This is a genomic window from Clostridium subterminale (assembly GCF_039521425.1).
GTDB lineage: Bacteria > Bacillota > Clostridia > Clostridiales > Clostridiaceae > Clostridium_J > Clostridium_J subterminale.
The window spans coordinates 352,158-367,513 of the sequence record NZ_BAAACI010000001.1 but is presented as its reverse complement, the minus strand read 5'-3'; the positions used below and the strand labels follow the sequence as shown (position 1 = coordinate 367,513).

Below are 15,356 nucleotides of genomic sequence, written 5' to 3'. Positions count from 1 at the left end.
AGGAGGATGTATGGGAAAGGTTTATTTAATTGGAGGTGGTCCAGGATCACCAGACTTAATAACATTAAGAGCTATAAAGGTTTTAAGAGAATGTACAGCTATACTTTACGATAGGTTATCTGGTTCAGAAATATTAAAATATGTAAATGCAGATGCAAAGCTTTATTATTGTGGGAAAGAGCCAGGATGTCACTATAAAACTCAAGAAGAGATTAATGATACTTTAGTTAAATTAGCAAAGGAAGGACATATTGTTGGGAGAATTAAAGGTGGAGATCCATACATATTTGGTCGCGGTGGGGAAGAAGCCTTAGCTCTAATAGAGGAAAACATTGACTTTGAAGTAGTACCTGGTATAACTTCACCTATTGCAGCACTTAATTATGGGGGCATACCTGTAACTCATAGAAAAATCGCCCAAAGTTTTCATGTCTTTACAGCAAAAAGTGCAGCTGGATTAAACTTAGATTTTGATACTATAGCTAAATTAAAGGGTACTTTAATTTTTATGATGGGTTATGAACAATTAGGAGGCATTTGTAATGGTCTTATTAATGCTGGATTAGGAGTAGATACTCCAGTAGCTCTTGTAATGAGTGGAACTACCTCTAATCAAAAGAAGGCAGTAGGAACTTTAAAAGATATAACTGAAATAGCTAAGGAAAAGGGTATGTCTAATCCATCTATTATTGTAGTTGGAGAAGTAGTTAAATTTAATGACAAGTTAAATTGGTTTGAGAAGTTACCTTTATTCGGAAGAAATATTTGTATAACTAGGAGTAAGGCTCAAAGTAAAAAAATTAGTGATGAACTATCTAAATTAGGAGCTTCAGTTACAGAAATAAATTCTATAGCAATAAAAGCTGACACTGAAAGTATTAAAGCTGTTGAAAATAAGTTAGAAGACTATAAGTATATATTATTAACTAGTATTAATGGAGTTGAAATGCTATTTAATGCATTATGCTATAACAATATAGATATAAGAAAAATTAAAGGTGAGTTTATTTCCATAGGAGATGCTACTACTAAAGCTTTAAAAGCTAAAGGAATAATTCCAACTTTAACAGCTGAGGAATTTACTGGTGAAGGTTTATTTAAAGCTATAGAGCCAAAGGTTTCCTCAGAAGATAAAATATTAATTCCACGTTCTAAGAAAGGAAGAAACTATATTGTAAATGAACTTAGAAATATTGGAGCTGAGGTAGATGATATACCAGTGTATGATACAGTTATTGGCGAAAATCCTAATTTAATTTCCTTTGACAATTGTGATACAGTGATATTTACTAGTCCTAGCACCGTAGAAAATATGATTACTTTGGCTGGGATAGATAAAATTAAAGAAAAATCAATTATATCAATAGGGCCTATTACTTCAAAGGCTTTAAATATTCATCAATTATCGTATATAGAATGTGATAAAATTGGAACTCAAGGTATTATAGATACCTTAATTAAGTAAATTATTTTTTAAAAGTATTGAAAGGTAGGTGTATCATGGCCTTGAATCAATAGAAGGCCATGTTTATTATGTTCAAAAGATATAGAAGATTAAGAGAAACTAGTGCAATAAGAGATATGGTACGAGAGACTGTTTTAAACAGTAATGATTTTATATATCCAATTTTTGTGGTTGAGGGAGAAAATATAAAAAGTGAAATTCCTTCTTTAGCAGGTAATTATCATTGGTCATTAGATAGATTACCAGAAGTTGTAGATGAGGTTATTGCTGCAGGAGTAAAAGGGATAATCTTATTTGGACTTCCAGATGAAAAAGATGAAATTGCATCTTCAGCTTTCTGTGAAGATGGTATAGTTCAAAGAGCAATAAGAAAAGTTAAAGAAATATCTAAGGAGTTATTTGTTATTACTGATGTATGTATGTGTCAATACACTTCTCATGGTCATTGTGGAGTCATTAAAAATGAAAGAGTAGATAATGATGAAACTTTAAAGTATTTAGCTAAGATTGCGCTTTCTCATGCCAAAGCTGGAGCTGATATGATTGCGCCTTCTGATATGATGGATGGTAGAGTTAAAGCTATAAGAGATATTTTAGATGAAAATGGATTTGGACATATATCTATAATGAGCTATAGTGCAAAATATAGTTCTGCTATGTATGGTCCTTTTAGAGCAGCTGCAAATTCAGCTCCTGAATTTGGAGATAGAAGTAGCTATCAAATGGACCCTGCCAATGGGAAAGAAGCTATGAGAGAAATCGCAGCTGACATTGAAGAAGGAGCAGATATAGTAATGGTTAAACCAGCTATATTATATTTAGATATAATAAAAGAGGCTAGTTTGAATTTTAATATGCCTATTGCTGCTTACAATGTCAGTGGAGAATATGCTATGATTAAAAATGCTGGGGAAAATGGATTAATTGATGAAAAAAGAGCTGCTCTTGAAATGTTAACTTCAATAAAAAGAGCTGGGGCTAAGTTAATTATCACTTACTATGCTCTAGAAGCAAGTAAATGGATTAAAGAATAAATAAATTTAACATATAAAAACCTGTTGTAAAAAAACAATGGGTTTTTATATTTATAATAAATAATTACACTAAGTAAAATCTTTGAGATTTGGTATAATGAATAATTTGAAAATAAAATTCATATTTATAAACTATATCATTGAATATACAAATTTTTAGCAGTATAATATGCTTAGATGTTTATTAGTAGAAAATAGGGGTGAATATGGATGAATGTTAAAGAAAAAATTGAAAATCTTAGAACTGCTATGAAAGAAAATCAATTATCAGCTTACATTATTCCTAGTTTTGATTCTCATCAAAGTGAATATGTAGCTGAATACTTCAAAGCTAGAGCATGGATTTCTGGTTTTACAGGTTCAGCAGGAACTGTAGTTGTAACTCATAATAGAGCAATACTATGGGCAGATGGTCGTTATTATATTCAAGCTGAAAAACAACTATCTGGTACTGGTATAGAGCTTTTTAAAATGGGACAACCTAAAGTTCCTAGTTATACAGAATTTCTTAGAAAAGAACTTAATCCAGGAGATATAGTTGGTTTTGATGGTTCTGTAATGCCTATTGATTTATATAAAACTATGACAGAAACATTTAAAAGTAAAAATATAAAAATAAATCCAGATAAGGATTTGATATCTCCAATTTGGAGTGATAGACCAGCTGTTCCAAATACAAGGGTATTTCTTCATGATGTTAAATTTGTAGGTAAATCAGCAACAGAAAAACTTACTATTATTAGAGAAAAGATGAAGGAAATAGGCGCTGAATATTATGTTCTAAGTTCTTTGGATGACATTGCTTGGACATTAAACATTAGGGGAAATGATGTAGAAAGCAGTCCTGTGACAATATCTTACTTATTAATTAGTATTAATTCTGCAAAGTTTTTCATAGATAATAATAAATTATCTGATGAAGTTATATCTAATCTAAAGGCTTCTTCTGTAGACATATTAGATTATGATGAGGTATTTAATAGTTTAAAAGAACTTAAGGATACATCTATATTATTTGATCCAAATAAAACTAATGTAAAAATTCTTACTTCATTGAATGAGTCTATTTCTAAAATTGAAAAAAGAAATATAACCACAGATTTAAAAGCTATAAAAAATGAAGTAGAAAGAAGTAACTTTAGAAACTGCACTATAAAAGATGGAGTTGCTATGGTTAAGTTTATAAAGTATATAAAAGAAAATGTAGGAAAAGAAGAAATATCTGAGATGTCAGCTACAGATACTTTAATTAGATTAAGAAGTGAACAAGAGTATTTTGTTGAACCAAGCTTTTCAACTATAGCTGCCTATAAAGAACATGCTGCTATGATGCACTATTCTGCTACTCCAGAAAGTAATTATATATTAAAACCAGAAGGGTTATTCTTAGTGGATTCAGGTGGACAATACTATGATGGAACCACAGATATAACAAGAACTATAGTTCTTGGTGAATTGACTGAAGAAGAAAGAAGAGATTTTACCCTTGTAGTTAAGAGTAATTTAGCTTTAACTATGGCTAAATTTTTATATGGTGCTACTGGCTCTAACTTAGATATTATTGCAAGAACACCTCTTTGGGAAGCAGGAATAGACTATAAATGTGGAACAGGTCATGGAGTTGGATTCTTCCTTAACATTCATGAAGGACCACAAAGTTTCTCCCAAGTTCCTAATACAGTAGTCTTTGAAGAGGGTATGAATATTACAAATGAGCCTGGTGTATATAAAGAAGGTAAACATGGTATTAGAATAGAGAATTTACTATTTGTTACTAAAGACAGTGAAACAGAATATGGTGGACAATTTATGAAATTTGATGTAGCTACTTATTGCCCTATAGATTTAGATGGTATAAGAATAGATATGCTTACAGAAAAAGAAAAATTATTCTTAAATAATTATCATAAGGAAGTATATAAATTGTTATCACCTTATCTAAATACAGAAGAAAAAGAATTTTTAAAGAAAGAAACTAGAGAAATTTAAACTTATATTATAAAGTATTGTTACGTATACTAAAATAAAAATCATCTCTAATAATGGAGATGATTTTTATTTTAGTATTATAACATTTTAAATATTCCGGATATTATAATTAATAACATACCTATAAACAAATAACTAAACATATTAGAATCACGGTTCATGGCAATACCTCCAAACTTACTATTGTCTATATGTACACTTATAATATATACGCCTTATAGGTTGTAAAAATACCTAATTAAAAAATATAAAAAAATATAATATTTTACTATAATGTGATATAATTATACTTAATACACATGCATATAATATTTTATATATGTTTATTAATATTATTTAAATTTGAGAGGTGATATTTAATGGATTTAAACTGGATTTGGTTTGGATTACTTATTTTTGTAATAATTGTAGATATAGCTACAAGTAACTTTACATTTTCATGGTTGGGAATAGGCTTTATTCCTGCATTTATTGCTGGATACTTTGTAGACTTTACTACGCAAATATGGATTGCTTTATTACTAGGAACTGTAGCAATTTTATTTGGATTAAAGGTATCTAAAAAATATATTCATGGAAACCTACCAACTGAGAAACCACTGGTTGGTAAGTATGAAGATAGGGAATTTGTATCTGAAGTTAGATTAGAACATAATAAAGAATGTAGAATAAAAGTTAATGAAGTATATTGGACAGCCAGAAATATAGGCGAAGATATAAATATTGGTGATACTTTTAAGGTGTTAAAAATTGAAAATAATAAATTAATAATTGAAAAAGGAGTGATTTAAATGGGATTAGTAATTGGTGTTTTAGTTATACTATTTGTTTTTCTAGTCATCATAATTTCATCAGTTAAGGTAGTTAATACTGGTTATAACTATGTTATGGAGAGGTTTGGTCAGTTTTATAAAATTTTAGAGCCAGGTTGGCACTTTACAATTCCTTTTGTGGATTTTATCAGAAAGAAGGTATCTGTTAAACAACAAATACTTGATATTGCACCACAGAATGTAATAACAAAAGATAATGTTAATATTTCTGTAGATAATGTTATATTCTACCAAGTTCTAAATGCAAAGGATGCTGTTTATAACATAGAAAACTATGTTCAAGGTATAATGTATTCTACTATAACTAATATGAGAAACATATTAGGTGATATGAGTTTAGATGAAGTATTAGCAGGAAGAGACCTCATCAATTCAAAGTTACTACAAATTGTTGATAATGTAACTGATGCTTATGGAATTAAGATATTATCTGTAGAAATTAAAAATATTGTTCCACCTTCTGAAATTCAACAGGCTATGGAAAAGCAAATGAAAGCTGAAAGAGATAAGAGGGCAATGATTCTTCAAGCAGAAGGTTTAAGGCAATCACAAATTGAAAAGGCTGAAGGAGAAAAGAGAGGACAAATCCTTGGTGCAGAAGCAGAAAAAGAAGCTAATATTAGAAGGGCAGAAGGGTTAAAAGAATCTCAATTACTTGAAGCAGAAGGTAAAGCTAACGCAATTGCCAAAATTGCAGAAGCAGAAGCGGAAGCTATAAGAAAAGTAAATGAAGCTATTATTCAATCTGGAACCAATGAAACTGTTATAGCTTTAAAACAAGTTGAAGCACTTAAAGAAATGGCTAATAATCCAGCTAATAAGCTTATACTACCAAATGAAACACTATCTTCACTTGGAAGTATAGCAGCTATAGGAGAAATGCTAAAAAACAATAAATAGTACACTACAAAGCATTAGGTTATATCCTAATGCTTTATTTTATACAAAAATAATTACAATATTCATATTAAAATGTTGAAATTATTAAATAAATATTGTAAAAAATCTTATATTAGCATATACTCTTAATACAATGAAATGAGAAAGTTTGTATAAATATATAATTAAAAGGGTAGGTGAAATTTTCATGAATAATTTAAACATTGATTTAGACTTAATGTTAGAGCTGAGTTTATCAGAAACAAGAGGGGAAGGTGAATGTTATTTAAACTTAAATGATGGAGAATTTTCTTATATTCCTCAAAGCATTATAGAAGCATTAAAAGATGAATCAAAATTTACTAAACTTGAAAGTTGGGAAAAGGAATTGGCTAAAGAAACAGAAGATATTATAATGAATTATAGTGACAGCTATATATACATGCCTTTAATTAGTGATGATATATTAATTGATGCTATGAAAAAATATTTAAATACCTTAAGTTCTAATGAGAAAGATGAAATCTATAATAAAGTAGATTGGTCAAATCCGTTATTAACTTTTAATAGGGTTTTAATTGATAAAAATAAGCTTGATGAGTTTTATACATTTAGAGATGAATTTTTGATTAATCATCTATTACAATGGTTAAAAGATAAAAATATAAATGTAGTTAATTAAATTATGATATAGATAATAAAAAGAAGTTGGCTTAATTTTAAGCCAACTTCTATAATTTTAATCTAAAAATGGAGTTTCTTTCTCTATATAAACTTTATGCCAAATTAAGAAAATAAGTATAGTCCAGATCTTTCGACTTAGGTCAAATGGACCTTTTCTATGATCTTCTACTAATTTAATAGCAGCTTCTTTATTTATAAACTCATCAGCATTACTATTTTTTATTATATCTATGGCCCACTGATAAAGTTCATCCTTAAGCCATAATCTTATTGGAACGGGGTATCCAAGTTTCTTTCTATCTAGAGCAGTTAAGAATGGTAAATCTGATTTAAAAGACTCTCTTAATAAGTATTTTGTCACATGACCATTGATTTTTTCATCAGCAGTAAGCTTTGAAGCAACTTTAAATACTTCTTTATCTAGGAATGGTACTCTAAGCTCTAAAGAGTGAGCCATAGTCATTCTATCAGCTTTAACAAGAATATCACCTGTAAGCCATGTATTAAAATCTACAAATTGCATTTGAGTGATTGGGTCATACTGAGCTGCTCTATCATAAATATCATTCATAGCTCTCTTAATAGTATATTTTGAATCATATTTATTAAGTATTCCTTCTTTTTCAGCATCTAAAAAGATTTTTGCATTACCCACATAACGTTCTCTCATTGGAGTACAACCTCTATCAATAAAGCTTTTTCCTCTTGTTCCTTCTGGTATATGGGATGCACCTGATTTTAAAGCTTTCTTTAAGAAGCCAGGTACATAGTCAAACATTTTTAATGAATTAGGCTCATGGTAAATAGTATACCCACCAAATACCTCATCAGCACCTTCACCAGATAGAATAACCGTAACATGTTTAGCAGCTTCTTTAGCAATAAAATAAAGTGGTATTGCTGCAGGGTCTGCTACAGGTTCATCCATATGCCAAATTATCTTAGGCAATTCATTGGCAAATTCTTCATAAGAAACTATCTTACTTATATTTTCTAAACCTAGTTTATCTGCTGATTCTCTAGCTAAATCAATTTCACTATATCCATTTCTATCAAAACCTATGGTAAAAGTTTTTAAGTCTGGCATGTGCTTTTTAGCTAAAGCAGTTACAACAGTAGAATCAATTCCACCTGATAAGAAAGACGCAACAGGCACCTCAGATTGCATATGTAATTCAACAGAATCTTCTATGACCTTACGAATTTCTTCCATCTTTTCGTCTTTGGGTCCTTGAGTAGGGTTAAACTTAATTGAATAATAACAGCTTATTTCATGAGTTTTACCTAATTCTTTCTTTATAATATGACCTGGTTTTAAAACTTTTATATCCTTTAGTAAAGTTTTAGGCTCTGGTACAAATTGAAATGTAAGATAGTCATGAAGTGCCCCGTTATCAATATCAACACAATCGCTATCAGGATTAGCATGAAAACTCTTAAGCTCAGAAGCTACATAAAGTCCAGTTTCATTTTCTGTATAATAAAATGGCTTTATTCCAAAGGGATCTCTTCCACCTAAGAATATTTTTTTCTTTCTATCCCAAATAATAAATGAGAACATTCCTCTAAGCTTCTCAACAAACTTATCTCCTAAGTGAGTATATAATGTAGCTATTACTTCTACCTCTGAGTTAGTAGTAAAGCTATAGCCTTCTTTTATTAATTCATCTCTTAAAGATATATAATTATAAATTTCTCCATTAAAAACTATTTCTAATTCATCTTTATAAGAGTAGGGTTGAATTCCATTAGCCAAATCTAGAATACTTAGTCTTTTAAAGCCTAAATAAACATTTTCGTCCATATACTCTCCATCTTGAGTTGGTCCTCTATGTTTAATAATTTCTCTCATTTCACGAAGAGTTTCTTTCTTTTCTTCTAGTATTTTAGAATTGCTAAAATACGTTACAAATCCGCACATCGATAATCCTCCTTAGTGTTTATACACATAAAAATATTTTACAATATATATCTATCTTAATCAATATATTCATTATTATATAATTAGTAGTACCTAACTTTTATTTCTACCACATAGTATACCATATTTCTACATGAAAAGTTATATAAGTTGAATAACTTTTCGACGAGGATAAAGACTTCAAAACGATTGTAATAAAATGTAAAAACAATCAGATAAATAATAAATGGAAAATAAAGGTAAATAAATGTTATTATAGAATAATACTAATAGAATTAATATGGTACTAATTAAGGGGAGAGAAATTATGAGTAATTATTGTGGTAAAAATATCTGTTTTTATTATTATGGGGAGGATCATTTAGTAATTAATCTATATAAATACATAAAACAGCAAATAGAAAATAATAATTATGTTTATCTTTATGTAGATGAAGATATATATAAATTACTTACTAATAATTTAGATTCAAATGAAAGATCAATGATAGAAAATATTAGGATGAGTAATGTATTAATGTCTTCGTATAATGAAAATATAAATTCTACGATGATATCAAAGTTTCTTAGAGAACTTAAAGCAAAAGCTTCGAATTCAGGATTTTGGGGAGGGGACTTTATAATAGATGGTGCTAAGATATTAAATAACACATGTAATACAATATTTGAAGAATTTATTAAAGCTTTATCTAATATATGTGAAGAAGAACATATAAATATATTAACATGCTATGACTTTTTAGATTATGTAAATAGAGGAAAAACTATTACTGAAGACGTTATGAGAGCCTCTTATAAATACCATGATTATAGGATGTTTGGAAATGAAATTTTACCAATAGAATCCTTTCAAATAGAGAGTAATACAGTATAGAAAAATTTAGCCATTACATTCCCTTATAGTTAATAAAGTTCTATAGAAAAAAGTGATAAACCAATCTATTGACACGCATAAATGCTATGATATTATATAATTATAAATGACATTGATAATTAATTGTGTTTAATGTCATAAAGATTTAGTTATATCTAAATAATAGTTATTATATATAGAAATGAGGTAAAAGTATGTCAATAGTAAATATAAGTGATAAAGCTACTACTGAATTCTTACAATTTTTAAAAGATAATGAGGTTACAGCAGATACAGTAAGAATTCATTTTGCAGGTATGGGTTGTAGTGGTGCTGTGTTTAATTTAGTTTTAGACGAGAAAAAAGATAGTGATAACATAGAAGTTGTTGAAGGACTTACATTTTTAGTTGATAAAGGAGTTACTGAGCAATTTGGTGAACTGACAATTCTTTGTGCAGATGAAAATGGTAGAGGTGGATTCTCTATAGAGCCAGAAATAAAACCAGAAGGTGGAGGTTGTGCTGGTTGCACAAGCTGCGGTTAAATTTAAAAGTTATTAATCATACTACTGAAAGTGCAGTATTAAACTTGTTTAATATTGCACTTTTTTAGTATGTATATTTATTTCAAATAAAATCTATTAGTAAATCCAATGGTAAATACAATTGACATTCATAGTAATATTTATTAGTGTAATAAATATGTAGATTCATTGGCACAATATTGGTGTATCTATAAAACTGAAAAGGAAAAGAGGTAAAAATTATGTCAACAGTTAAAATAAGTGATAAAGCTACCGTTGAGTTCTTACAATTTTTAAAAGATAATGAAGTTACAGCAGATACAGTAAGAATTCATTTTGCAGGTATGGGATGAGGTGGCCCAACATTTAATCTAGTTTTAGATGAAAAAAAAGATACTGATAACACGGAAGTTGTGGAAGGACTTACATTTTTAGTAGATAAATCTGTAAGTGAACAATTTGGAGCTCTTACTATTCGTTCAGGTGAAGAGAATGGTAGAGGTGGATTCTCTATAGAGCCTGAAAAGCAAGCTGAAGGTGGCGGATGTTCAAGTTGTAGCAGCTGCGGCTAATGCATAAACAAAATCTAATTTAAAAGTAAAAGTGCAATGTTAACTTTATTTAGCATTGTACTTTTTATTTTTTTATATACTTATTTCTATCTATAGAAAACATAGTTGAGTATAAAACTTCTTATATTGTTTAAACTAATGGTGACAAATAAGTAGGAGGGAACTATTATGGCAAAAGCAGGAATGAGAAGACCAGATCCAAAAGATTCACATGGTACAGAAAGTAACAAGCATAATCACTTTCCTAAAAATGAAGTTCATCCAGTACCAGAGCTTCAAGGAAGAGCTAAAACTTCTGATAAGAAATCTAAACCAATTAGCTATGATGGAAAATGGTAAAATGATGTGTGAATGAAAATAAAATTAATACCATTAATACAATTTAAATTAAAAAGGAATAATAAGCACTTACTTAAATTAAGAGTAAGTGCTTTTGTTATGTTTATGATTACCACTTAAAGGATTAATCATTACTTAACTAGACTTTCTTTTTATATCTTTTATATGCTATAATACTATAGAAATTCAATAGGAAAAACGGAGGAAAATAGTAAATGAACGAAATTAATAAGATTGATATATATGGCCTAAATAAAAATTTAAAATACTATATAGAAACATGGGGTTGTCAAATGAATGAAGAGGACTCCGAAAAATTATCTGGTGGATTAAAACCATTAGGATATATAAGAACTAACTCTAAAGAAGAAGCTGATATAATAATCTTCAATACTTGTTGTGTTAGAGAAAATGCTGAGCAAAAGGTAGATGGAAACCTTGGAGCTTTAAAAAAATTTAAAAAAGAAAACCCTAGTAAGGTTATTGCAGTTACAGGTTGCATGATGCAACAGGAGGGAATGGCAGATAAAATAATAAGTAAGTTTCCTTTTGTAGATATAATTATAGGAACTCATAATGCCTATAAGTTTACAGAGTATCTTGGAAGAGTTTTAGGTGGGGAAAGACCAATAGTAGAAATTTGGGATAAAGAAGCAGATATAATAGAAGGAGCGCCTATTGATAGAGCAAGTACTATAAAAGGCTTCGTTACAATAATGTATGGTTGTAACAACTTCTGTACTTATTGTATAGTTCCACATGTAAGAGGACGTGAAAGAAGTAGAAACTCTGCTGAAATAATTAAAGAAATAGAAAGTATGGTTAAAGAAGGATACAAAGAAATTACTCTTCTTGGACAAAATGTTAATTCTTATGGTAAGGGTTTGGAAGAAAATATTAATTTTGCAGAACTTTTAAGAAGAATAAATGAAGTAGATGGTATTGAGAGAGTGAAATTTATGACTTCTCATCCAAAGGATTTAAGTGATGAAGTAATTGATGTAATTGCAGTAGGAGACAAATTATGTGAATCTATCCATCTTCCAGTACAATCTGGATCATCAAGAATATTGAAGAAAATGAATAGACATTATACTAGAGAGCAATATTTAGAATCAATTAGAAAAATCAAGGAAAGAATTCCGAATGTAGCACTAACTACAGATATAATTGTAGGTTTTCCAGGAGAAACTGAGGAGGATTTTGAAGATACTTTAAGCTTAGTAAAAGAAGTGGAATATGATTCTGCCTTTACATTCTTATATTCTAGAAGAGGTGGTACTCCTGCAGATTTAATGTTTGATCAAGTAGATGAAAAAGTTAAAAAAGAGAGATTTAATAGACTAGTTGAAGTGGTTAATGAAATTTCTGCTAAGAAAAATAAGCTTTATGATGGAAAAGTAGTTGAAGTTCTTGTAGAAGGTGAAAGTAAAAGTGATGATACAAAGCTAGCTGGAAGAACAAGAACAAGTAAGTTAGTTAATTTTACTGGTAATAAAGAAAATATAGGTAAATTAGTTAATGTTAAAATCACAAAAGCAAATTCTTTTTCATTAATAGGAGAAGAAGTATAAAAGCGACTTTGTCGCTTTTTTTAAATAATTATGAAGGAGAGATATATATGGCGTTAACTCCAATGATGCAACAATATTTTCAAGTTAAAGATAAATATAAAGAATGTATCTTATTCTTCAGACTAGGTGATTTCTATGAAATGTTCTTTGATGATGCTAAAATTGCATCAAAGGAGTTAGAATTAACACTAACTGGAAGAGATTGCGGTCTTGAAGAAAGAGCTCCTATGTGTGGAATTCCTTTTCACGCAGCTAAGAATTATATTGGAGCTTTAATATCAAAAGGATTTAAAGTGGCAATATGTGAACAGGTAGAAGATCCTGCAGTGGCTAAAGGAATCGTAAAGCGTGATGTAGTTAAAATTTATACCCCAGGAACTTATACAGAAGCTTCTTATTTAGATGAGAGTAAAAATAGTTATACAGCCAGTTTATATGTGAAGGAAAATGAAATTGCGCTGGCCTTTTGTGATGTGTCTACAGGGGACTTCTATACTACTGAATTTAAATATAATATTAATGTGATTATAGATGAATTATGCAAATTTAATCCTCGAGAGATAATTATTACAGAAAACTTTGACGAAGAGATTATAGATGAAATTACAAGTAGAACATCCTTTTATATATCTCACTTCCAAGATGATAATTTTAATTTAGAAGATGAAGAACTAAAAGAACAGTTTCCAAACTTAGAAATAGATAAATTATCAGATATATTAATTAGAACTTGTAATGGATTAATTAGATATATAAAAGAAACTCAAAAGGTTTCTTTAATTCATATAAACAATATAGAAGTATATGATATTTGCACATATATGACCATAGATGTGAATTCAAGGAGAAACCTTGAGCTTGTGGAGAATCTAAGAGATAAGGGAAAAACAGGAACTCTTTTATGGGTTATGGATAAAACTAATACATCTATGGGTGGAAGAAGAATTAGAAAGTGGTTAGAAGAGCCTTTAATTATTAAGGAAGATATTTTAAATAGGCAAGATGCTATTGAAGAGTTTACTAAGGATATAATATTAATGGAAGATTTAAAGGAAGCTTTAAATAGTATTTATGACATTGAAAGATTAGTTGGTAAAATAAGTTCTACTGCAATAAATGCTAAGGAGCTTATATCATTAAAGCATTCCATTGCTAAAGTTCCAAGAATTAAAGAAATTATATCTAATCTTACAAGTCCGTTAATGAAGGAGATTCATTCTAACTTAGATGAACTACGAGATATTTGGACTTTCCTTGAAAGTTCTATTATGGATGAACCTTCTTTGTCTGTTAAGGAAGGTAATATTATTAAAACGGGATATAATTCCTTAGTAGATGAATTAAGAGAAAGTAAAACTAGTGGAAAGCTTTGGCTCGCCAATTTAGAAAATGAAGAGAGAATAGCTACAGGCATAAAATCCCTTAAGATTTCTTATAATAAGGTTTTTGGATACTATATTGAAGTTACAAAATCTAACCTTTCCTCAGTACCAGAAGGAAGATATATTAGAAAACAAACATTATCTAATGCTGAAAGATATATAACTCCTGAGCTTAAGGAGATGGAAGATAAAATTCTAGGAGCGGAAGAGAAATTAATAGCTCTTGAATATTCTATATTTACAGAAGTTAGAGAGAAATTGGAAGAAAATATAGATAGAATGAAAAATACGGCTAAGCTCATATCAGAAATTGACTGTATTTGGGCTTTAGCTATGGTTGCTAGAGAAAACAATTATGTTAAACCTGTAATTAACACGGATGGTATCATAGAAATTGAAGAGGGGAGACACCCAGTTGTAGAAGTCATTACAAAGGCAAATAGTTTTATATCTAATGATACTACCTTAGATCTTCAAGATAATAGACTTATGTTAATTACTGGTCCTAATATGGCTGGTAAGTCTACATATATGAGACAGGTGGCATTAATTACACTATTAGCTCAAATGGGAAGTTTTGTTCCTGCTAAAGAAGCAAATGTTTCTATTTGTGATAAAATATTTACTAGAATAGGAGCTTCTGACGATTTAGCTGGTGGTAAGAGTACCTTCATGGTAGAAATGTGGGAAGTATCAAATATTCTTAATAATGCTACCAATAAGAGTTTAGTACTTCTTGATGAAGTTGGTAGAGGTACTAGTACTTACGATGGACTCAGCATTGCTTGGGCAGTTATAGAGTATATATGTGAAAATTCAAATATTAAGTGTAAAACTCTATTTGCTACTCATTATCATGAGTTGACTAAGCTAGAAGGTGAAATTCCGGGAGTAAAAAACTACTCTATTTCAGCAAAAAAAGTAGATAATAATATTATATTCTTACGTAAAATTATAAAGGGTGGAGCAGATGAATCTTATGGTATAGAGGTTGCTAAGTTAGCAGGGTTACCTTCAGCAGTAATTTCTAGAGCAAGAGAAATTTTAGAGACTTTAGAAGATGGCTCTTCAAAAGATATAATCAAAGAAGAAGCTAAAACTGTAATCTCATCTACAGATAAAGTAGAAAAAGAAATTTGTTTAACCCAGCAAATAGCCTTTGAAGATGTTGCTATGCAAAACCTAATTGAAGAAATTAAGTCTATAGATGTACTTAATCTTACACCTATGGATGGATTTAATAAATTATATGATATTATAAAAAAAGCTAAGAATATATAAAGGGATAAAATAATTATTTAAGGTGG

The 15,356-nt window shown here is 29.3% G+C and carries 14 protein-coding genes; 13 read left to right on the top strand and 1 reads right to left on the bottom strand.

Annotation, left to right across the window (positions count from 1 at the left end):
• Positions 1 to 10 precede the first annotated feature (10 nt).
• From cobA to ABDZ93_RS01950, 6 genes are all read left to right on the top strand, one after another.
• The gene (cobA, locus tag ABDZ93_RS01975; RefSeq protein WP_343823150.1) at positions 11 to 1,465 is read left to right on the top strand and encodes a uroporphyrinogen-III C-methyltransferase; all 1,455 of its coding nucleotides are present in this window, start codon (positions 11 to 13) and stop codon (positions 1,463 to 1,465) included.
• 68 nt (positions 1,466 to 1,533) lie between these two features.
• Entirely contained in the window at positions 1,534 to 2,499 is a 966-nt protein-coding gene (gene hemB, locus ABDZ93_RS01970) for a porphobilinogen synthase (RefSeq protein ID WP_343823148.1), read from the top strand.
• Between the two features lie 210 nt (positions 2,500 to 2,709).
• The gene (locus ABDZ93_RS01965) at positions 2,710 to 4,488 is read left to right on the top strand and encodes an aminopeptidase P family protein (RefSeq protein ID WP_343823146.1); all 1,779 of its coding nucleotides are present in this window, start codon (positions 2,710 to 2,712) and stop codon (positions 4,486 to 4,488) included.
• Positions 4,489 to 4,847: 359 nt separating this feature from the next.
• Positions 4,848 to 5,279, top strand: coding sequence for an NfeD family protein (locus ABDZ93_RS01960; RefSeq protein WP_343823144.1), 432 nt, complete (start codon positions 4,848 to 4,850; stop codon positions 5,277 to 5,279).
• A complete protein-coding gene (locus tag ABDZ93_RS01955) occupies positions 5,280 to 6,221 on the top strand; it encodes an SPFH domain-containing protein (protein ID WP_343823142.1) in 942 nt (313 codons plus the stop codon).
• 187 nt (positions 6,222 to 6,408) lie between these two features.
• Complete coding sequence (locus ABDZ93_RS01950; protein WP_343823141.1) at positions 6,409 to 6,882, top strand: hypothetical protein; 474 nt, start codon at positions 6,409 to 6,411, stop codon at positions 6,880 to 6,882.
• 57 nt (positions 6,883 to 6,939) lie between these two features.
• On the opposite strand, the gene asnB is transcribed toward ABDZ93_RS01950, so the two are convergent.
• Positions 6,940 to 8,805, bottom strand: coding sequence for an asparagine synthase (glutamine-hydrolyzing) (gene asnB, locus ABDZ93_RS01945; protein WP_343823139.1), 1,866 nt, complete (start codon positions 8,803 to 8,805; stop codon positions 6,940 to 6,942).
• Positions 8,806 to 9,112: 307 nt separating this feature from the next.
• Here asnB and ABDZ93_RS01940 point away from each other — a divergent pair, with 307 nt between their 5' ends.
• The 7 genes from ABDZ93_RS01940 (at position 9,113) to mutS (ending at position 15,330) form a co-directional block, all read left to right on the top strand.
• A complete protein-coding gene (locus tag ABDZ93_RS01940; protein ID WP_343823137.1) occupies positions 9,113 to 9,679 on the top strand; it encodes a DEAD/DEAH box helicase family protein in 567 nt (188 codons plus the stop codon).
• 194 nt (positions 9,680 to 9,873) lie between these two features.
• Positions 9,874 to 10,203, top strand: coding sequence for a HesB-like protein (locus ABDZ93_RS01935; protein WP_343823135.1), 330 nt, complete (start codon positions 9,874 to 9,876; stop codon positions 10,201 to 10,203).
• A 221-nt stretch (positions 10,204 to 10,424) separates the two neighbouring features.
• Positions 10,425 to 10,535 carry an iron-sulfur cluster assembly accessory protein gene (locus ABDZ93_RS20180; RefSeq protein ID WP_479723507.1) on the top strand — a complete coding sequence of 37 codons (111 nt, stop codon included), beginning with the start codon at positions 10,425 to 10,427 and terminating at the stop codon, positions 10,533 to 10,535.
• A 60-nt stretch (positions 10,536 to 10,595) separates the two neighbouring features.
• A complete protein-coding gene (locus ABDZ93_RS01930) occupies positions 10,596 to 10,754 on the top strand; it encodes an iron-sulfur cluster assembly accessory protein (protein ID WP_343823133.1) in 159 nt (52 codons plus the stop codon).
• A 168-nt stretch (positions 10,755 to 10,922) separates the two neighbouring features.
• Positions 10,923 to 11,093 (top strand): hypothetical protein, encoded by a 171-nt coding sequence (locus tag ABDZ93_RS01925; protein WP_167403110.1) that lies wholly within the window; start codon positions 10,923 to 10,925, stop codon positions 11,091 to 11,093.
• Between the two features lie 215 nt (positions 11,094 to 11,308).
• Positions 11,309 to 12,667: a tRNA (N6-isopentenyl adenosine(37)-C2)-methylthiotransferase MiaB gene (miaB, locus tag ABDZ93_RS01920; RefSeq protein ID WP_343823130.1), complete on the top strand. Its 1,359-nt coding sequence runs from the start codon at positions 11,309 to 11,311 to the stop codon at positions 12,665 to 12,667.
• Positions 12,668 to 12,714: 47 nt separating this feature from the next.
• The gene (gene mutS / locus ABDZ93_RS01915; RefSeq protein ID WP_343823128.1) at positions 12,715 to 15,330 is read left to right on the top strand and encodes a DNA mismatch repair protein MutS; all 2,616 of its coding nucleotides are present in this window, start codon (positions 12,715 to 12,717) and stop codon (positions 15,328 to 15,330) included.
• Positions 15,331 to 15,356: the final 26 nt, after the last annotated feature.